Source organism: Saccharibacillus sacchari (genome assembly GCF_037722395.1).
GTDB classification, from domain to species: Bacteria; Bacillota; Bacilli; order Paenibacillales; family Paenibacillaceae; genus Saccharibacillus; species Saccharibacillus sacchari_A.
In genome coordinates this window covers 113,166-131,663 of sequence record NZ_JBBKAR010000026.1, presented here as the reverse complement: position 1 = coordinate 131,663, position 18,498 = coordinate 113,166, and the positions used below count along the sequence as shown (strand labels likewise).

The 18,498-nt window shown below is 54.6% G+C and carries 17 protein-coding genes; 8 read left to right on the top strand and 9 right to left on the bottom strand.

Going from position 1 to position 18,498, the window contains the following annotated elements; all coding sequences use genetic code 11:
* Nucleotides 1-258: 258 nt before the first annotated feature.
* The 7 genes from WKI47_RS07890 to WKI47_RS07860 all read right to left on the bottom strand — a co-directional run bounded on the left by WKI47_RS07890 (nt 259) and on the right by WKI47_RS07860 (nt 6,842).
* Nucleotides 259-1,665, bottom strand: a complete 1,407-nt coding sequence (locus WKI47_RS07890; RefSeq protein ID WP_340226607.1) for an ABC transporter permease — start codon at nt 1,663-1,665, stop codon at nt 259-261.
* Nucleotides 1,662-2,423, bottom strand: coding sequence for an ABC transporter ATP-binding protein (locus WKI47_RS07885; protein ID WP_340226606.1), 762 nt, complete (start codon nt 2,421-2,423; stop codon nt 1,662-1,664). Before WKI47_RS07885 ends, WKI47_RS07890 begins: the two co-directional genes overlap by 4 nt.
* A 67-nt stretch (nt 2,424-2,490) precedes the next feature.
* Nucleotides 2,491-3,942 (bottom strand): DEAD/DEAH box helicase, encoded by a 1,452-nt coding sequence (locus tag WKI47_RS07880; protein ID WP_340226605.1) that lies wholly within the window; start codon nt 3,940-3,942, stop codon nt 2,491-2,493.
* A 275-nt stretch (nt 3,943-4,217) separates the two neighbouring features.
* Complete coding sequence (locus WKI47_RS07875; RefSeq protein WP_340226604.1) at nt 4,218-4,637, bottom strand: universal stress protein; 420 nt, start codon at nt 4,635-4,637, stop codon at nt 4,218-4,220.
* A gap of 34 nt (nt 4,638-4,671) precedes the next feature.
* The gene (locus tag WKI47_RS07870; RefSeq protein ID WP_340226603.1) at nt 4,672-5,907 is read right to left on the bottom strand and encodes an MFS transporter; all 1,236 of its coding nucleotides are present in this window, start codon (nt 5,905-5,907) and stop codon (nt 4,672-4,674) included.
* Nucleotides 5,904-6,368 carry a MerR family transcriptional regulator gene (locus tag WKI47_RS07865; protein WP_340226602.1) on the bottom strand — a complete coding sequence of 155 codons (465 nt, stop codon included), beginning with the start codon at nt 6,366-6,368 and terminating at the stop codon, nt 5,904-5,906. Before WKI47_RS07865 ends, WKI47_RS07870 begins: the two co-directional genes overlap by 4 nt.
* A 177-nt stretch (nt 6,369-6,545) precedes the next feature.
* Nucleotides 6,546-6,842: a hypothetical protein gene (locus WKI47_RS07860; RefSeq protein WP_340226601.1), complete on the bottom strand. Its 297-nt coding sequence runs from the start codon at nt 6,840-6,842 to the stop codon at nt 6,546-6,548.
* Between the two features lie 171 nt (nt 6,843-7,013).
* Between WKI47_RS07860 and WKI47_RS07855 the strand changes: the two genes are divergently transcribed.
* Nucleotides 7,014-7,553 (top strand): HEAT repeat domain-containing protein, encoded by a 540-nt coding sequence (locus WKI47_RS07855; protein ID WP_340226600.1) that lies wholly within the window; start codon nt 7,014-7,016, stop codon nt 7,551-7,553.
* A 148-nt stretch (nt 7,554-7,701) separates the two neighbouring features.
* Here WKI47_RS07855 and WKI47_RS07850 read toward each other — a convergent pair whose 3' ends face one another.
* Nucleotides 7,702-8,478: an SDR family oxidoreductase gene (locus WKI47_RS07850; RefSeq protein ID WP_340226599.1), complete on the bottom strand. Its 777-nt coding sequence runs from the start codon at nt 8,476-8,478 to the stop codon at nt 7,702-7,704.
* Nucleotides 8,479-8,529: 51 nt separating this feature from the next.
* Nucleotides 8,530-8,988, bottom strand: coding sequence for a chemotaxis protein CheX (locus tag WKI47_RS07845; RefSeq protein ID WP_037291136.1), 459 nt, complete (start codon nt 8,986-8,988; stop codon nt 8,530-8,532).
* A gap of 537 nt (nt 8,989-9,525) precedes the next feature.
* Here WKI47_RS07845 and WKI47_RS07840 point away from each other — a divergent pair.
* From WKI47_RS07840 to WKI47_RS07810, 7 genes are all read left to right on the top strand, one after another.
* Nucleotides 9,526-10,428 carry a LysR family transcriptional regulator gene (locus WKI47_RS07840; RefSeq protein WP_340226598.1) on the top strand — a complete coding sequence of 301 codons (903 nt, stop codon included), beginning with the start codon at nt 9,526-9,528 and terminating at the stop codon, nt 10,426-10,428.
* A gap of 38 nt (nt 10,429-10,466) precedes the next feature.
* Nucleotides 10,467-11,276 carry a histidinol-phosphatase gene (locus WKI47_RS07835; RefSeq protein ID WP_340226597.1) on the top strand — a complete coding sequence of 270 codons (810 nt, stop codon included), beginning with the start codon at nt 10,467-10,469 and terminating at the stop codon, nt 11,274-11,276.
* A 222-nt stretch (nt 11,277-11,498) separates the two neighbouring features.
* Nucleotides 11,499-13,292: a sensor histidine kinase gene (locus WKI47_RS07830; protein WP_340226596.1), complete on the top strand. Its 1,794-nt coding sequence runs from the start codon at nt 11,499-11,501 to the stop codon at nt 13,290-13,292.
* On the top strand, nt 13,267-14,709 hold the full coding sequence (locus WKI47_RS07825) for a response regulator transcription factor (protein WP_340226595.1): 1,443 nt from the start codon (nt 13,267-13,269) through the stop codon (nt 14,707-14,709). Before WKI47_RS07830 ends, WKI47_RS07825 begins: the two co-directional genes overlap by 26 nt.
* 153 nt (nt 14,710-14,862) lie before the next feature.
* Entirely contained in the window at nt 14,863-16,575 is a 1,713-nt protein-coding gene (locus WKI47_RS07820; RefSeq protein ID WP_340226594.1) for an extracellular solute-binding protein, read from the top strand.
* A 48-nt stretch (nt 16,576-16,623) separates the two neighbouring features.
* On the top strand, nt 16,624-17,514 hold the full coding sequence (locus tag WKI47_RS07815; protein ID WP_340226593.1) for an ABC transporter permease: 891 nt from the start codon (nt 16,624-16,626) through the stop codon (nt 17,512-17,514).
* A 16-nt stretch (nt 17,515-17,530) separates the two neighbouring features.
* Nucleotides 17,531-18,421: a carbohydrate ABC transporter permease gene (locus WKI47_RS07810; RefSeq protein WP_340226592.1), complete on the top strand. Its 891-nt coding sequence runs from the start codon at nt 17,531-17,533 to the stop codon at nt 18,419-18,421.
* Nucleotides 18,422-18,498 lie beyond the last annotated feature (77 nt).

Genomic DNA, 18,498 nt, shown 5'->3' with positions numbered 1-18,498 from the left:
ACAAAAAAAGTTGACATTTCGTCCACATTTACGCTCAATTTCCGATCAAATGACCGATCTAGGCGAAAAATTCGAACGAAACGTCAACAAAGTTGGGATTCGGATCTGTTTTTCTGGAAAAAGTGTGCAAAAAGTCAACATTCGAACTTGCATCGTCCGCGACAATGTTCAACAATGCAAGCCCGTCCCCTGTACTCACTCAAGGCGTTCGAAGCGTCGCCGGAACGATCATGAGAAGCGCATCGCGGGAAGCGCGATTCAATCGTCCTCCCCTTCCAGCTTGCGCCACTTCCGCCCGGCGGAATTGTGCAGCAGGAAGCCCAGCACCCACGCCGCAACCAGCGCTCCGACGGCAAGCAGCGGATCGGATGGCAGCGTGAGCAGGAACGGCAGCCACATGAACGCCGACGCGATCAGCAGCACGCGAATCATGAGATGCAGACCGGCGCGGACCCGCGAATCTTCCGGAATCGGATACAGACCGAGCCAAAGCGAATCGACATGCGTGCGCCGAAGCCCGTTAAGCTGCATCCCGATCATGAAGGTGAACAGCAGCAGCAAAGCCACGCCCAGCCAGGATTCACGCGCGAGCAGCAGAAGAACGAATCCGACAACCGCCAGACGCGCCGCCATCCCCAGCATATCGCCGCGAATAAACGAACGGGTCAGTAGGAAGCGGTACGCCTCCTCCGGCTTCCACGGGATCGAGCGCCCTACGCCGGACAGCAAACGTCGACGGTACACGCGAGGGTCCTGCGTCGGCACGTCAACGAACCAGCCGAGCATCCGCATCGCGCGACCGGCTTGTGCTTTTTCGACCGCGATCAGACGCTCCCACGGTACGCGATGCTTGGGCGGGAAGTGCAGTACCAGCGCGTACAGCGCCGCCATGACGACGATCGCGATAACGGACCAAAATAACGGCAGCCAGAACCAAGCGAACACGCTCGCCGCCGCCAGCACCCAACGCAGCAAGCGATAGACATCGGCTTGGCGGGACGACACCATCCGATGCTCCTGCCAAGCGCCATAGGCGAACAGCAGCTTGAGGCCTAGCAGCAACAGCAAGCTTGCCCATAGATTCGCATGGTCGTCCGGCAGCACGCGAATATAGATCGGCCAGGCGACGAGCAGCACGACCCAAATCAACAGCAGCTTGCCGATGACGCCTGCGCGCCAAGCCGGAGCAAAATACGCCTTCATCTGCGTTTCGAGCGGCAGCAGGAACACCGTATCCGCCGATTGCAGATAGGTGCGGAAGCTGCTCCAGGCCGCCAGCGGGAAGATCAGAATCGACAGAATCCATTGAATCGGCAACCCTGGCGGCATATTTTGCAGGATCGACGTGTACCATGCCGAGAATAAAATCAGCAGCAACAACACCGATACGGCAAGTCCGCTTTGGATAATGTACGGCAGGTAAGGCAGGATTCGACCGAGGAAGATCGAACGCCGTTTGCCGCGCATCGCCATCATGCCTTCGGCCGTCATCGGCGCGATCGTTCCGGGTGCCCAGGGCAGGCCGGAAGCAGTCGGGCGTCCGTTTTCACTGTTAGCCGTGCGGCCTGCGGATTGCTTGGAAGCAGAAGCGGACGTGCCGTTTCCCTGCAACGGCTTCGGATCTTTTCCTGTTCCCGAACCTCCGTCATGCTGCGGCCCGGTCATTGAATGCCTCCCGCACCCTCGGCCCGAACCAACCGGTCGAACATATCTTCCAGGGAAGCGCCGGGCATATTTGCCGCTGTTCGAATGTCCTCCAACGTTCCTTGTACGATAATGCGGCCTTTATGCAAAATCACGAAGCGATTGCAGTAGTTTTCGATGGTCGACAAAATATGCGAGCTGAGCAGTATCGAAGCCCCTTCGCGGTTAACCTCGACCATATATTCCAGCAGATCGCGGATACCGAGCGGATCGAGGCCGAGAAACGGCTCGTCGATCACGTACAGCGGCGGACGCGCGATAAACGCGCACATAATCATGACCTTCTGCTTCATCCCTTTGGACAGATGCGAAGACAAACTATGTTCCTTATCCTTCATGTAAAAGAGCTTCAGCAGCCGTTCCGCCCGTTCTTCGAACACGGCATGATCGACGCCGTAAGCGCGAGCCGTGAATTCCAAATGTTCGCGCACCGTCAATTCTTCGTACAACACCGGAGACTCGGGCACGAAAGCGAGCGAAGCCCGATAGCTTCCCGGATCGTCCTTAAGCAGCGATCCCCCGATCCGAACCTCGCCTTCACGCGGAGACATCAGGCCGAGGATATGCTTCATTGTAGTACTTTTGCCTGCGCCGTTCAGACCGATCAAGCCGACCATCTCGCCCGGAGCGACTTCAAAATCGACATCGTGCAGAACCGGCTTGTTCACGCTATAACCGCCGGTCAGCCTCCCTACCTTCAGGATGGCTTGTTCACTCATATTCCTTCACCTCTTCTGCGTCTGATGCTCGAAATCATTAATACTTAAACTTTATTCAAACGAATTTTTACGAAGGGTCCTGCGTAGAGCGTTTGTCTTTCAGCCATTTCGGTGCGCCTTTGTCTTTGTTCGGTTGCTTTTTGCCGCCTTTTGGTCCGCGACCGGCGGGAGCCGAAGGCTTGCCTGCATTTGCGCGGTTAGGAGCAGCCGTGCGTTGCGGGGCTTCGCTGCGAACCGAGTCTGAGGTACCGAAGCTCGATGTATGGCTGCGAGCGGCCGAAGAAGACGCTTTTGTTTCGTTCCGTTTATTCGACGAAGAGTCGGCAGGCTTTTTCGGAGTCCGGCGGGACGCGCCCGCGCGGCGCTCGTCCGCTTCTTCCGGCGACAGCACCGCGCCTTCGTACAGCGCGCGCTCTACAATCGGCGTATCCAGCTCACGCGAGAATTTGCGCATGATGAATGCTTGGCGGTCGGTCACGATGGACACGGACAAGCCTTTGCGCCCCATGCGGCCCGTGCGGCCCGCACGGTGAACGTAGTGCTCCGAATCCGCTGCCGGATCGAGATGCACGACCAGTTCCAGTCCCGGAATGTCCAAGCCGCGCGCAGCCACGTCAGTCGCGACAAGCAGCCGGAATTTGCCCGAGCGGAACTGCGACAACACCGTTGCGCGGGTCACTTTGTCCGAATCGCCGTACAAAGTACGCGCTTCAAGACCCAAGTGGTTCAGCTTCGCTTCCACTTCGGCGATCGTTTCCGTCTGGTTGACGAATACGATCACGCGCTGCGGATTGTAATGCCGCACCACCCGGCGCAGCGTATCGATCCGGTCGCGCTCTTGGCAAACGAAATACAGATGCTGCGTCGATTTCGCCAGCTTTTGTTCCGGTTCGATGCCGACATCGACCGGATCTCGCATTTCGCGCTCCGCCAACCCGCGCACGTCACGCCCGAGCGTCGCGGACAGGAAGATCAATTGGCGATCGCGCAGTGCGCCTTTGAGCAGTCCGCGCACATCGTCGGCTCCGCCCATTTGGAAAATCTGATCCGCTTCGTCGAGGACGATCGTGCGCACTTCATGCAGCTTCAGCTTGCGCGTGGACAACAGCTCGCGCAGGCGTCCCGGCGTGCCGACGACCAGATGCGGGCGTTGGCGCAGCTTTTCGACCTGCCGCGCCGCCGAAGCGCCGCCGATCAGGCCGATCGTGCCGATACCGAGCGGAGCGCCGTACTTCTCGCCTTCGCGTACGATCTGCATCGCCAGTTCCTGCGTCGGCGCGATGACCAGCACTTGGCTTTCTTTTTTCTCCGCGTCGATCTTTTGCAGCAGCGGCAGCAGATAGCTGAGGGTCTTCCCTGTTCCGGTCTGCGATTGGGCCAGAACGTCGCGTCCTTCCATGATAGGCGGAATCGCTTCCGCCTGGATCGGACTCGGCTTGTCGATTCCGTATTCCTGCAATGCAGCCGTCAGCGCTTCGCCGATCCCGAGCTGCGTGAATTGTTCGATTTCTTTTGTCATTTCGTTGTTCCACCTTTAGATGTAATCGCTTGTCGACAAGCGCTTTTTTGCGGGATTTGCTGATTTTCTTGCCAAAAAGGATTGAAGATCAAGTATTCCTCACTCCTATTATAGGGGCTCCCAAATATAAATAGAAATACTTATAGAACGATCCATACGAATACGGATACGCACACTGCTCTAAGCATACCAGACTGCAACGAAAAAAAGCATCCTTTCGCCCATGAAGGGAAAAGATGCTTGATGTTTTCACTCTTTTTTGCTCGCCGCACCACTTACCGAATCGTCATCACCGGACACGGCGCGTGCTGAATGACCTTGTGGCTCACGCTGCCGAGCAGCAGCTCAGCCGCCAGGCTATGCCCGCGCGTACCGACGACAATCAGATCGCCGCTTGCGCTTCCAGCGAACTCGCAAATTTCGCGCGCCGGATCGCCTTTTCGCACCGCTGTCTCGTACGTTAGCCCCGAAGCCGCAAGCGTCTCCTCGGCCGATTTCAACAACGCCAGTCCTTCCGCCTCGATCCGTTCGTCCGGGTCGACGCCGAACGGCGGCTCGTTCATCGGCACCGCTTGATCGATATGCAGCGCAGTGAGCTTCGGCGATTCAGCCAAAGACCGTCCCAGCTTGATCGCCTCCTCCAAAGCACGCGCCGAGCCTGTCGAACCGTCTACCGCGACTACGATATGTTTCATTTTTCCCGCTTCCTCTCTTTTAAAAGGTTGGACCTTAATGACTGATTGCCGCATCGATATGCGACAGATGGCGACGTCTTGCCAGCAATGCGATTACGCCGATCACGACCATGGCCGCACCGAAGTAAAACGGCATTTCCGCGCTGAACCATTCCGCCAGCTTACCGGCCAGAAACGGAGATACCGCGCCGCCCATGAACCGAACGAAGCTGTATGCCGCAGACGCGGTGGAGCGTTCGACCGGAGCCGATTCCATAACCGCCGTCGTGATAAGCGTGTTGTTGATACCCAGGAACGCACCGGCCACGATCACGCAGACGATAACGGTAATTGGACTTCCCATCACCGTACCGATTGCCATCGCCAACAGGTCGATCGCGAATAGCGTCAGCATCACCGCCATCGAACGAACGGTACCGAAACGGCTTTGGATACGCGGCGCCACGAACACGGAAGTGATCGCGAGCAGCAGACCCCAACCGAAGAACACATAACCGAGTCCATGCTCGTCAAGCCCCATCACGTAAGGCGAGTAAGCCATCAGGGTGAAAAAGCCGAAGTTGTACAGAAAAGCGACAATGCCGAGCGTCATCAATGAAGGAAACGCCAGCGCTTTGAACGGATCGGACAGCTTGCTGCTCGTTTTCGGTTTCGGAATCTTCGGCAGCAGCACAGTGACAGCCACAAACGCAAGAGCCATCAACACGCTGACGCCGAAGAAAGGTCCTCTCCACGAAATCGAGCCAAGCTCGCCGCCGAGCAACGGACCGACCGCAATCCCCAAGCCCAGTGCCGCTTCATATAAAATAATCGCTTTCGCCGTACCCGACGTCGAAAGTCCGACAATGGCGGATAGCGCCGTCGCGATGAACAATGCGTTGCCGAGTCCCCAACCGCCGCGGAAACCGACGATTTGCGCAATGGTATCCGACGAACCGGCCAATGCCGCAAACACGACGGTCAACAAAATGCCGCTCAATAAGGTCTTTTTAACCCCGATCCGGCTGGAAACGAATCCCGTGATTAGCATCGCGACGCCGGTGACGAAGTTATAGCTGGTAAATAGCAAAGATACCTGACTCGGCGACGCGTCCAGTTGCGTGGCGATCGCGGGCAGAATCGGATCGACCAGCCCGATGCCCATAAACGAAATAATGCAGGCGAACATAACGGCCCAGACCGCTTTCGGCTGCGATAAAAAACCGCCTTCCTTCAGGGATTTCCCCTCGGGAGGCAGTGTGTTGGCGTGTATCGGCGTTTCGCTTTTCATGAGTTTTTTCCCTCCGTGATTTTGGCTTCAGATTGCTGTTCTTGCTTTTCTATTCTGGCGATTCCGGCCGTTACCCGATCCCGGAACTGTTCCAGCTCCTGCTTCATCGCCAAAATTTTGCTGACTTTCTCTTCCAAAGCGCGAAGCTGGGCTTCCAGCGTCCCGTCCATTTCGCGCAGCTTCTCCAATTGGCGTTCAGGCTCGCGGATTTGCGGATACAGTTCCCGCTGTCCGGTCAAAGCCTGCGCATAGCCCATGTATTCCTGAATCTCTTGCAGCGAAAAACCCAATACGTCGCGTGCCGAGATGACGCGCTGCAAATGCTCGATATGTGCTTGCGTATACTGACGGGTTCCGCCTTCGCTGCGTTCCGGTGCGGGCATCAGTCCGATTTCTTCGTAATAACGAATCGTGCGCTTGGTAAGTCCCGTCTCGCGGGCGACTTCGTCGATTTTGAACACGATATGGCGCCCTCCTTTTTGTTATGACAACTTTTATATATGTATATTACATCATAATGACGTTAACGTCAACGTTAGATTTTATTTTAAAATAGTTTCTTTTCCAAAAATAAAGGCCGCATCCGCGCAAAATGCGCAAATACAGCCATAAAGGAACCATCGAAAAATCAACGGTCTTTATTCGGAAGTCTGTTCGCCCGGCATTGACTTGAAGCGGGCAATAAACAGCGTCGGATCGGTATTGACCGTATACGGAAATACGCCGATACTTGTATGCAAATACAGCATGCCGATTCCTCCGCCTATTCGACGGTAAGAAATATCGAACACATGCCCCAACCGAAATTCCCGGCGATGCGTGGTGATGCGGTCATGGTAAAGATCGATCCGGCGCTCCGATACGCTGCACCGTTGCTGCCCTTCGCTGATATCGCGCTGCACTCGGTAATACTCTTGCGAAGCGATCCAGGCCATTGTATTGTCCCCCTTTGCTTCAGCGCTTGTTCTTCGTTTACTTTTAACACAAAAAACACGGACGCAAACGTCCTTTTCGGACGGCGGAAGAAATTTTTGCTGCGCTTCAGCGTGGCGACGTTTCGTTAAAGCGCATACGCGCTAAGGCCGCATACAGAAAGGAGAACGGGCATGGTCAGAAATACGAGAGAAGAGATCGAAGCGGCGCTCAAGGATTTGTGCGACGGTCTTAGCCCGTTTCAAAAAATGGATTCATTCGAAGATTTTGTTAAGATGCACACGGATGTATACGACACCTTCGGAGACGGTTCATTCGATATTTTATTGGATATTTTATTGTTCCCTCCCCGATTGGGACGTATCGACGCCGAAGACTTCAAATACGTACTGGCAGATGCTCTGGCCGCGATCGGAAAAAGAAATACGCGTTATGCGTTGGATAAAATCCGTACCCTGATCGATATCAAAAGAATACGCCCGGTCCTGATCAACGCAATCGGCGGCCTGGGAAGCAAAGACGGTTTGCCCATATTGGAGCCTTTGTTGCAATTGGATGGACTGTCGGAAAACGATCTGATGGAATTGGCTTGCGCGTTCGGCGATATCGGAGGAAAGAAAGCAATTGAATCGTTGGAAACAATGAAACGGAACTTTGGCGATCATTCCCCCGATCTTTTGAAGGCTATCGAAAATGAATTGGAAAGACGCTGATATTTGGTTTTGCAACGCAAAAATCGCCGCGAAAACCGTCTCCGCCATGCGGAGCCGAATGTTCGTGGCGATATTGTTTTTCCGAGTCTTCTCCATTCTCCGCCCCTCCGCGGAAAACGGCTTGTTTCCTACACGGTTACTTCTACCGTTACTTCAAATTCAAAAATCGACCCGCCAGCTTATCCGCTGTCCGCGGCATCAGTCCGTACAATCGGACACCCAGACCGAAATAACGCGGAAGATCCAGCTCGGCTTTGCGCGTTTCCATCATGCGCACGACTTCGCGGGCAACCTTTTCCGGCGGCAAAATAAAGCGATCGACGCTTTTGACATACGTGCCATCCGGATCGGCTGTCTCGAAAAACGGGGTATCGATCGGTCCAGGATTGACCGTCGACACAGCGATTCCGCTCCCGCGCAGCTCCTGACGCAGCGAATTCATAAAGCCCAATACCGCGTGCTTGGATGCCGCGTAACCAGCCGATTTTGCCGTAGCGAATTTCCCTGCCATCGAAGCGACAGTCAGAATCTGCCCGCTGCCGGCAAGACGCATATGCGGCAGGGCTGCCTTCGTACAACGGACAACGCCGAAATAATTGACATTCATGATGCCTTCATAGTCCCGTATGTCCATATCCTCGACGCTCTCGAACAATCCGTAGCCCGCGTTATTGACCAAAATATCGATTCGGCCATACTCCGCGACGATGCTTTGCGCGACCGTCTGCACGGATGGTTCGCTGCCGACGTCAAGAACCCGAATACCGTGCTTCCCGGGCACGGCGTTCGCGGCTTCCCGCAAGTTGGTTTCCGAACGTGCCGTCAATATCGGAATGCCTCCGCGCTCGGACACCAGACGCGCGATAAGCGCTCCGATCCCGCTCGAAGCGCCTGTGATCCATACAATTTTATTCGTTAACGTCAAAGCGAACGCTCCTTTAGAGCTTCAAAACTTGCGCAAGCTCGCCTGTCCAGTTTACGAGATCAGGACTTGAATATCCAGTTCGCCGATCCCGTCCATCAGCAGCGGAATCGTCAATGCCTTATCCGGCATCGTTCCCGTGAATTCCTGTCCGTGTACGACGTTCGGAGGCGTGATATCCACGGTTACGCCTTGATTCGACAGCAAAATCCCCGCATTGCCGCTAATCATGTTGCCCAATTCCGAAATGGCGCTTCGGCCCATCTCGTCCAGCTCCGTGATCGTGAAGCCGCCCATCATGGCGGACACGATCCGCATCGCGACCTGCTCGTGCAGACCGAAAATGATATTGCCCGTCAATTGTCCGGTCATACCGATTTGGATCCAGATATGGTCGTCGATCGGTTTTACGCTTTTGACCGCAAGCGTTCCCGTCGACGGGGAAATCTGAATGACCTGCTGAAGCACCAGCTTGGCCGATTCCAAAAACGGGTTGATTACCTCCGCTTTCATAACTCATTCGCTCCCTACTACTTAGGTTTTTGGAATCACGTGTATCGGATAATTGGGACTTCCAACTCATTAACCTTTAGTCCCATTCTAGGTTATCCCAATTATACGCGAGACAGAAAAATAAAGCATCTCATTTTAAATGATTATTTCAAGACGACTATCCGACGAAACAGGTAACATATCGACTTTTTTCGACAATGGAGCGACACATAAAAGGGCTTCGAAAACGCACAGCACCGTTTCCCCCTACTTGGTCAGCCCGCGTCGAATTCTGTAAAAATCCGGCTTCTTCTTTTATCGCCAGCAAAGGGCCTTTTTTTTACAGCTAAAGACCCATTTTGGCAAAATTCATGACTTAAGCAGGAGGTTTTTTCTTTTTTCGCTGCTCTTGTGTCTTTTTGATCCTTTGGCGGTTGTGCAGGGCGTACAAAAATCCTGCTTTTTTTCTTCATTAATAATATTGGCTTTCACATTGCTTTTCTTTTCATTTTGCACCTATAATTTAAGGAATCAATACGCGGTGGGAGGAGAAGTTTCATGAATATGAGTCAGTTGGAGACGCTCGTCACAATCTCGAAAACGATGAGCTTCCGCAAAGCCGGGGAACTGCTCAACCTTACACAACCCGCCGTTTCCGCGCAGATCAAAAGCCTTGAAGACGAATTTAAAGCCGTTCTGGTCGATCGCAGTCAGCCCGTCACGCTAACCGATCGCGGATTGGTCTTTCTTGAGCATGCCGAACGCATTCTCGCCGTCGTCGAGGAACTGAAGCAAAAGATTACCGATCTCGAAGAAACGCCGCAGGGACATATCATGCTGGGCACGACGACCTCAATCGCTATTCAGATTTTGCCGCGCGTGCTGTCTTATTTCCAAAACCAGTTCCCGTTGATCCAGACCAGTATCCAGTCGATGCCTTCTTCGCAAATCTACAGTCTGGTGGAAAACGGATCGGTCGATATCGGCATCGGCTACCTGATCGAGCGCAATCCCGATCTGGAGACTTCCGTCCTGTACTACGACACGTTCGAACTTGTCGTCTCTCCCCAGAACGAATTGGCGCATAAAGATAAAATTCGTCTGGAAGATCTCAAAGAAGTTCCCATGATCATGCTGTCCCCGGATACGGTTGGACGGCGCTTCGTCGAGCAGGTGTTCAAAGAGCACGGCATCACGCCGCAGATCGCCATGGAACTGTCCAGCAGCGAAGAAGTGAAGCGCATGGTCGAACTCAATCTCGGTGCTGCCGTAATCTCCAAGCTGTCCACTTCAAGAGAGGTACGCCAAGGCTCCCTGATCAGACTGCCTGTCAAAGAGTTCGAGACCAGTCATCCGGTCGGCGTCATCTACCGTTCGGGCAAATATATCAACTCGGCCATGCGTCAATTCCTCGCCGATCTCAAAGGCATGCCGGAAACGCAATTTATCGGCTCCGAGTAATCCAGGGATTGGTTTTCATGAAAAAGGAGGGTCCGTCCATGAAGTTCGATCTTCATACCCATCATTATCGCTGCGGACATGCGGACGGCGATATTCGCGACTATATCGAAGCCGCCATCAAGGAAGGTCTGTCCGTCATCGGGATATCCGACCATATGCCGCATCTGTTCAGTCCGCTCGACCATCCCGCTCCGTCGATCACCATGTCGCGTCTGGAGCTGGGGTCTTACGTCGACGAAGTGCTGCTATTGAAAAAAGAGTACGCAGGCAAAATCGACGTGCTGCTCGGCATCGAATCCGATTATTTTATCGACCATGAACGTCCTTACCGTGAAGCGATCGAGCGTTATCCGTTCGATTACGTGATCGGTTCCGTGCATATCAGCAGCGGCAAAAGCATCTTCGACCGCAACCGTTGGGCAGGCATTCCCGCCGGGCAGATGATCGAAGCGAAAAAAGAATATTACCGTCTGATCGAAGCGTCCGCACGCAGCGGGATGTTCCAGATCCTCGGCCATATCGACGCGATGAAAGGCTACTATCCGGCGTTCGCCGATATTCCGGCAGACGACGCGATCGACTCGGCGCTGCGCACGATCGGCGAGTTGGGGCTTGCGATCGAAGTGAACACGTCCGGCGGCACCAAGCTGTGCGGCGGCTGGTATCCGTCCGACGCCATCCTGGAACGCGCGCTGCATTACGGCGTCTCGATCTCGTTTGGCTCCGATGCGCACAAGCCTTCCCGAGTCGGCGAAGATTTCGATGCCGTGGCGAACAAGCTTCGCGATATCGGATTCAAGGAATGGATCTATGTCAAAGAACGCAAGCCGGTATCGGTGCCGCTATAAAAGATTTCGACCGGGCATCGCGCGGCAAGCCTGAAGCCAAACCGTCGAGCCGTCCAGTGCCTTGTTTTTACTCCACGCATATCTTACGGACCCGTTGTCGCCTATGCGCGATAACGCGGTCTTTTTTCGTTTTTGCCTGCTTGCCCAAATTGCGCGGTACTGCCTCATCGGTTACAATTTGAGTGATTCCAAGGCCAGACCAGCGACGAGGAAGGTGAAGGTATGAAAAACTGGCTCCGCCGCATCCGTTTATGGCGGCCGGAACGCCTAACGTTGAAGAAGCGCATTCTGCTCATTTTCGCATCGGGCATCATCATTCCTTTTGCCATCACGACCTTCGTGTCCAACCGCACCATCTCCGTAATTTTGAGCGACAATCTGAATTCCGGCGTGCAAAGCAATCTGCACCAGATGCAGCTCTCGCTCGAAAATACGATCAGCAACCTGAATCATGTCTCGCAACAGCTCGCCTATCCGGGCAGCGTCGGCAAATTGCTGGAACAGTATTTATCGGCCGAGCGTGCGTATGACCGGGCTTCGCTGATCGAAGAGATTCAAAGCGAGCTTAACCTGATCACGTTCACCAACCCGTCCACCGGCTTCGTCGCCTACTACTTTGCCGACGAAGACCGGATGCGTTTTGCCAATGCCGGGCCGCGGGACAACTTCGATCCGGACAAACTGCCGCTGCTCGCCGCTTATTACGGGATTTCGTACTATGGGCCGCATATCAGCAATGACCGTTTTAACAATCAATATGTATTATCCGCGTTACGGGAGGTCAGTTTGCCGGGGCGCGGCCAAGTGTACGTGTATATTGAATCCGGTTTCAAACTGACGCAAAATATTCTCGACAGCGACAACATCGTCAAGACCTCCTCCCATTTGATTCTCGATAACGACCAACGGATCGCCTACACCGAGCTGGCTGACGTTTTCGCCGAGAATAGCTTTTTCCGCCCAACCCGCACTTCTACAGGGGAAAGCGGTCAAGCAATGCCGAGTTCGGGACTGGAAGGCAATTATTATTGGTTTAAAGGAACCAGCAATCAGGGTTGGAGCATCGTTTCTCTAATTCCGAAAGACGATTACGAGGCGGAAAAAAGACGTTGGCTTCAGATCATGACGATGCTGCTGCTGTTGTTTCTCGCGGTGGGCGTCTTGACGGCGGGATTGCTGTGGAAAATGGTCTACAAGCCGCTGAACCAGTTTAACCGCGATATGAATAATGTGGCGCGCAGCCGGTTTGATACGCCTTCGCCGCCGACGCGCATTCCCGAATTCCAGGATTTGCAGCAGCAATTCCACCATATGAAGCATCAGATCGCCACGCTGATCCATGAGGTGGAACAAAAAGAAAAACGGCGCGCCGACCTGGAAGTCGAAAAGCTGCTGTATCAGATCAATCCGCACTTCCTGATGAATACGCTGGATACGGCGCACTGGCTAGCGGTCATTCACGGGCAAAAAGAAATCGACAAACTGCTCGTTTCGCTGAACCGGCTGCTTTACTACAATCTGGGCAAGCTCGGCCAAGTGTCGACGATTCGGGAAGAAGTCGATTCGCTGCGCCAGTATTTGATTCTTCAGCAGATCCGCTACGACTTCGATTTCGACGTGCGTATCCGCGTGGAAGACAAGGTGCTGGACGCTCCGGTGCCCCGTTTCATTTTACAGCCGCTTGTGGAAAACGCGTTGTACCACGGCCTGGATGACGAAGGGCATATCGGAGTCGATGTCCGGCGCGAAAACGGTTTTATCGAACTGGCGATTACGGACAACGGCGGCGGAATCTCTGAATCCGAAATCCAGCGCCTGCTGCATGAACAGACGTCCGCTCACGAAAAGGTCGGGATGGGCATCGGGATGAATTACGTGAAACGCATGATCGGATCGCATTACGAAGGCCGAGCCAAACTGGAATTGGAAAGTACGCCGGGTCAAGGAACAACGGTACGGCTGTTATTACCTTACAAGGAGGGGTCGACAGATGCTGAACGTGCTGATCGTGGATGACGACAAGCTGGTACGGCGCGGGTTGATTTCGGCGATGCCGTGGGCCGAGTTCGGACTTCAAGTGGTGGGCGAAGCCCGGAACGGGGAAAAAGCGCTGGAATTTCTGGAAACGCAGGAAGTGGATATACTGCTCACCGATCTCGCTATGCCCGTCATGTCGGGACTTGAATTGATGCGCGAAGCACGGGTTCGCTATCCGCGGATGTTCATCGTCGTGCTTACGCTGCATCAGGACTTTTCGTATATTCAGGAAGCGCTTCGCCTGGGCGCGATCGATTATATTGCCAAAGTCCAACTGGAGGAAGAACGCTTCGAAGAAGTGCTGGAACGTATTTGTTCGCGGATCGCAAGCGAGCGGCTCAAGGAAAGCTCTGCCGCCGTTCGTCCCTCCTCCATACACAAAGGCTATGCGTGGATCGCTCCTTCCGACGCAGAGGTACAAGCCGCGTTGGAACGTCTATCCCCTGCTCTGCGCGCGCCCGATTTTACCGCCGACTCGGGATTGCCCGTATGGTTCGCGGAAGATTCCGCAGAAGCCAAGCAGTTGGAGGCTCTATTAAGCGGCTTGCCGGGTCATCCGGTACACTGTGGCCTGCTGCGCTTGCATGGACTTGAAGGAAAAAACGTAGCCGAAGTCGGGGCACGGCTGGCGGACTATATGGCGGGTGAATGGTTCTATGTGCGTCAACCGGACCTGCATGTCTATGATCTTGATCTTGCCGACCGCACGCAGCAAAAAGAAGCCGACGCAAGATCGGGAAGCACCGAAGAAGAAATGGCGCAACGTACGTTGGCGGAAGTGCGCAGGCGCGGCTTCAAGCCGGACTGGGTGCATGAAATCGACGAGTTCAAAGCCTTTTTGAGCGACCTGGCGGAACTCCGATTGTCTTCCCAGCGATTGCACGGCGAGGTGCTCGGCTGGGCCTATGCCTGGAATGCGATCCATGAAGCGGCAACGGGTAAACGGTTAGCGATGCCTCAAGCGGCGGATTCCTGGTTTGAAACCGTACGGGAGCTGCAACGCTTGCGGGATCAGCTTCGACTCGCTCTCGGCGTACAGCCGTACTCCAGCGAAGTGCAAGCCAGCGTTACCAAAGCCGCGGCGCTCGTTCGGGAACGTCTTTCCGAGCCTCTGCAAGCCGGACGGATCGCGCACGAGGTCAATATGAGCCGCAGCTATTTCAGCCAGTGCTTCCGCGATATCATGGGCGTTACGTTTAACGAGTACGTCCGGCAGCAGCGAATAAATCGGGCGTGCTCGCTATTGGTCGAGACGCGCAAAACGGTGCAATGGGTCGCCGAGCGCACGGGGTATGCCGACGAAAAATATTTCAGCCGCATTTTTCGCGAGCAAACCGGTCTGCTTCCGAGCGAATATCGGCAGCAGCATATGTTCGAGGAGACAAATGTCCGCTGATCAGGGGGTGATTTGTCCGAAATGATTACTTTGGACGAAAACTCCGCACATTCATCTTACTGTTTTACAGACCGCTTTCTATCCTTGAAAGCGGTTTCTTCATGTTAAATTAGTGCTGACTCATCTATCTGCTACAGAAAAGAGGGGAATGTCATGAAAAGAAAGGTCAAAGCAGCATGTGTAGTCGCACTGTCAGCGGTACTTGCGCTTGGAGCCTGTAGCTCCGGTTCGGAAACCGCTACGGAGCCTGCAACCGAGGAAGAACAAACGCAAAGCACCGAGCCCGCCGATCCGTATGGAAGCTATGCGGAGCCGATGACGATCAGTATCGGAATGCAGGTCGACCCAACGGACAAAGATCTGCCCGCAGGCGATACCCCGCTCGACAATCAGTATACCCGGCAGATCGAGGAAGCGCTGAATATCAAAGTGGAACATGCGTTTACCGCTTCGGCAGCCAATATGCGGCAAAAGATCAGCCTGGCGATTGCCAGTAACGATCTTCCCGACGCGATGGTGGTGAATGCCGTGGAATTGCGCCAAATGGTCGCAGCCGGACAATTGGCCGATCTCACGCAGGTGTATGAACGTTACGCTTCGCCCGAAATCAAAGACATTATTGAAAAAACGGACGGCGCCGCGCTGAAGTCGGTGACGTTTGACGGCAAAATGTATGCGATCCCCGGCGTGCAGGCCGATGCCGACGGGATCCATATCATGTGGATTCGTCAGGATTGGCTGGACAAGCTGGGCCTTGAGCCGCCAAAAAGCATGGAAGAGCTGGCAACGGTCGCGCGCGCTTTTGTCGAACAAGACCCGGACGGCAACGGAAGCGCCGATACGATCGGCATCTCCGGCCCGCAAAGCGGCGACGGCAAAATGTACGCCAACTTCCTGGAGTCCAAAAACAATCTGTACGGCTTCGATGCCATCTTCTCGGCCTACGGCGCTTTCCCCGGCTATTGGCTCGATGACGGCAGCGGCAAGCCTGTATACGGCTCTACGCTGCCGGAAACGAAAGAAGCCTTATCCGGCCTGCGCGACCTGTACGCGCAAGGCTTGATCGATCCGGAAATGGCGGTGCGCGAAGCGTCCGACGAACCGATCATCAACGGCAAATCCGGTATCTTTTTCGCGCCGTGGTGGATGGGTTACGGTCCGCTGACCAACGCCGTCAAAAACGATCCCGAAGCCAACTGGCAAGCGTACGCGCTGCCGCTGGATGCCGGCGGCGACTTCCGCCCGCACGCCGCCACCCCTTCCACGGAGTTCGTGGTCGTACGCAAAGACTACGCCAACCCGGAAGTGCCGATGAAAATGCTGAACAATCTGTTCAAAAACGAGATGGAAAACACGTTCGACCCGAGCAAAGGCGGCCCCGGCTTCTACCCGCTGCGCGTCGTGTTCGCGCCGTCGGACGAAATCGAGTTCACCAACAAAGCGATCAAAGAAGTGCTGGCCGGAACGAAAACGAAAGAAGACTACGTGAACGACCGTCCGTACAAGCTGCTGCCTTCCGATCTGGAGAACATCACCAAGATCAAGCAGGAGCCGTACGACGACTGGAATATCGGCACCTGGACGCCGGACGCCGATTGGGGAGCCTGGACGCGCGCCTACTCGATCATGGTCGGCGGCAACCCGATCGTCGATACCGAGATGGAACGGATCAACAGCCTGATCTACGAGCAAACGCCGCTGATGGAAAGCCGTTGGGTCAACCTCAAAAAGATGGAAGACGAAATGTTCCTGAAGATCGTGATGGGCGTCGCTCCGGTGGACAGCTTCGATCAGTTCGTCGAGGACTGGAAACGTCAAGGCGGCGAGCAGATCACGAATGAAGTCGCGGAAGCGATCCAACAGTAGTCGGATATGAACGGGACATGCGTTTCCGTTTCAGAAAGGAGTTCATCCATGCGGATCAAAAGCTTCGACAAGCATTACTACCTGATGCTGCTCCCCGGTTATCTGTGGCTGATCGTGTTCAGCATCGTGCCGATGTTCGGGATCGCGATCGCTTTTCAATACTTCAATCCGGGCAAAGGCATTTTCCATTCCGAATGGGCGGGCCTGGAGCATTTCCGCTATATGTTCGTGCTCAAGGACACTCGGGAAGTCTTTTTCAATACGCTTATTATCGCCGTACTTAAAATCATCGCGCATCTGGTCGTGCCGTTGGTGTTCGCGCTTATGCTTAACGAACTGCGCAAGCTGGTGGTCAAACGCTGGATTCAGACCATCGTCTATCTTCCGCATTTTCTGTCCTGGGTTATTCTCGGCGGTATCATTCTCGACCTGTTCTCCTACAACGGTCCGGTGAATCAGCTGGGTGCCCTGTTCGGCTTCAAACCTACCCTATTTTTCGCTCAAGCGGAGCTGTTCCCGTGGTTGGTGGTCGGCAGCGACGTCTGGAAAGAGTTCGGCTTCAATACCATCATCTATCTGGCGGCGCTCACGGGCATCAATCCGGCGCTGTACGAAGCGGCAGGCATGGACGGAGCCGGACGCTGGAAAAGCCTGTGGCACATCACCCTGCCCGGCATCCGCACGACCGCCGTGCTGCTCGCCGTGCTCAGTCTCGGCAACGTGCTGAACGCGGGCTTCGACCAGATTTTCAACCTGTATAATCCGCTCGTCTACTCCACCGGAGACATTATCGACACGTGGGTGTACCGGACGGGTCTGTTGAACTTGCAGTACGAGCTTGCGACCGCGGTCGGCTTGCTCAAATCGGTCATCGGGTTTATTTTGATCAGCGTCTCTTATTTCCTGGCGTATCGGCTGATCAACTATCGCATATTCTAAAGCAGGAGGTACGTCTATGATCCGGGATCGAACATGGAGTTCGCGCCTGACGGATATCGCGATTCTGGTCGTGCTGATCGGAATCACGCTGACCTGTATTTTGCCGATCTGGTACACGCTCGCCCTGTCGCTCAGCTCCAATTCGGCGGCAGCGGCGGGTCAGGTATGGCTATGGCCGGTCGGATTCAACGTTAACGCGTACACGCAGATTTTAAAAGACACGCAATTTTTCGGCTCGTTCTGGATTTCGATTCAGCGCGTAGCGCTCGGCGCGGCGTTGAATTTCGTCGTCGTGCTGCTGATGGCCTACCCGCTCTCGCGCACCAGCCGGCAGTTCAAAGCGCGCGGCGTGCTGATGTGGATTCTGATCTTCTGCATGCTGTTCAACGGCGGCCTGATCCCTTTGTATTTGACGGTAAAAGGTCTCGGCATGCTCAACAGCATCTGGGCGCTCGTACTGGTCGGAGGCGCGCAGACGCTGGTGTTTAACGTTATTTTGACGGTAAACTTTTTCCGCAACTTGCCCAAAGAACTGGACGAAGCGGCTTTGGTCGACGGAGCGGGACCGTGGTATTCGCTGTTCCGCATTTACCTGCCGCTGGCCGTGCCGGTATTGGCGACGATTACGCTGTTCAGCATCGTGTACCATTGGAACGAATTTTTGTACGGATTGATCTTTATGACGCGGGAGCAGTATTATCCGCTGCAAACGTATATTCAGCAATTGGTCGTCTCGGTCGATCCGGCCACGATGAGCGAAGATCAATACCGGCGCTTGTCGGAGCTATCCAACCGAACGCTGGACGCGGCGAAAATCTTTATCGCGATGCTGCCGATCATGGTGGTGTATCCGTTTTTGCAGCGGTATTTTATTCATGGGATCACGTTGGGGTCGGTGAAGGAATAAACGGGAAGCGGGAAGTCCTGTTCGGGAAAGAAGCTGGGAGGCTACGGGAGAAATTGCCAGCATAGGCTTCCGAAGTG

Coding starts and splice junctions, on each gene's coding strand:
- WKI47_RS07890 (WP_340226607.1), bottom strand. CDS start 1,665: ATGACCGGGCCGCAGCATGACGGAGGTTCGGGAACAGGAAAAGATCCG.
- WKI47_RS07885 (WP_340226606.1), bottom strand. CDS start 2,423: ATGAGTGAACAAGCCATCCTGAAGGTAGGGAGGCTGACCGGCGGTTAT.
- WKI47_RS07880 (WP_340226605.1), bottom strand. CDS start 3,942: ATGACAAAAGAAATCGAACAATTCACGCAGCTCGGGATCGGCGAAGCG.
- WKI47_RS07875 (WP_340226604.1), bottom strand. CDS start 4,637: ATGAAACATATCGTAGTCGCGGTAGACGGTTCGACAGGCTCGGCGCGT.
- WKI47_RS07870 (WP_340226603.1), bottom strand. CDS start 5,907: ATGAAAAGCGAAACGCCGATACACGCCAACACACTGCCTCCCGAGGGG.
- WKI47_RS07860 (WP_340226601.1), bottom strand. CDS start 6,842: ATGGCCTGGATCGCTTCGCAAGAGTATTACCGAGTGCAGCGCGATATC.
- WKI47_RS07855 (WP_340226600.1), top strand. CDS start 7,014: ATGGTCAGAAATACGAGAGAAGAGATCGAAGCGGCGCTCAAGGATTTG.
- WKI47_RS07845 (WP_037291136.1), bottom strand. CDS start 8,988: ATGAAAGCGGAGGTAATCAACCCGTTTTTGGAATCGGCCAAGCTGGTG.
- WKI47_RS07840 (WP_340226598.1), top strand. CDS start 9,526: ATGAATATGAGTCAGTTGGAGACGCTCGTCACAATCTCGAAAACGATG.
- WKI47_RS07835 (WP_340226597.1), top strand. CDS start 10,467: ATGAAGTTCGATCTTCATACCCATCATTATCGCTGCGGACATGCGGAC.
- WKI47_RS07830 (WP_340226596.1), top strand. CDS start 11,499: ATGAAAAACTGGCTCCGCCGCATCCGTTTATGGCGGCCGGAACGCCTA.
- WKI47_RS07825 (WP_340226595.1), top strand. CDS start 13,267: ATGCTGAACGTGCTGATCGTGGATGACGACAAGCTGGTACGGCGCGGG.
- WKI47_RS07820 (WP_340226594.1), top strand. CDS start 14,863: ATGAAAAGAAAGGTCAAAGCAGCATGTGTAGTCGCACTGTCAGCGGTA.
- WKI47_RS07815 (WP_340226593.1), top strand. CDS start 16,624: ATGCGGATCAAAAGCTTCGACAAGCATTACTACCTGATGCTGCTCCCC.
- WKI47_RS07810 (WP_340226592.1), top strand. CDS start 17,531: ATGATCCGGGATCGAACATGGAGTTCGCGCCTGACGGATATCGCGATT.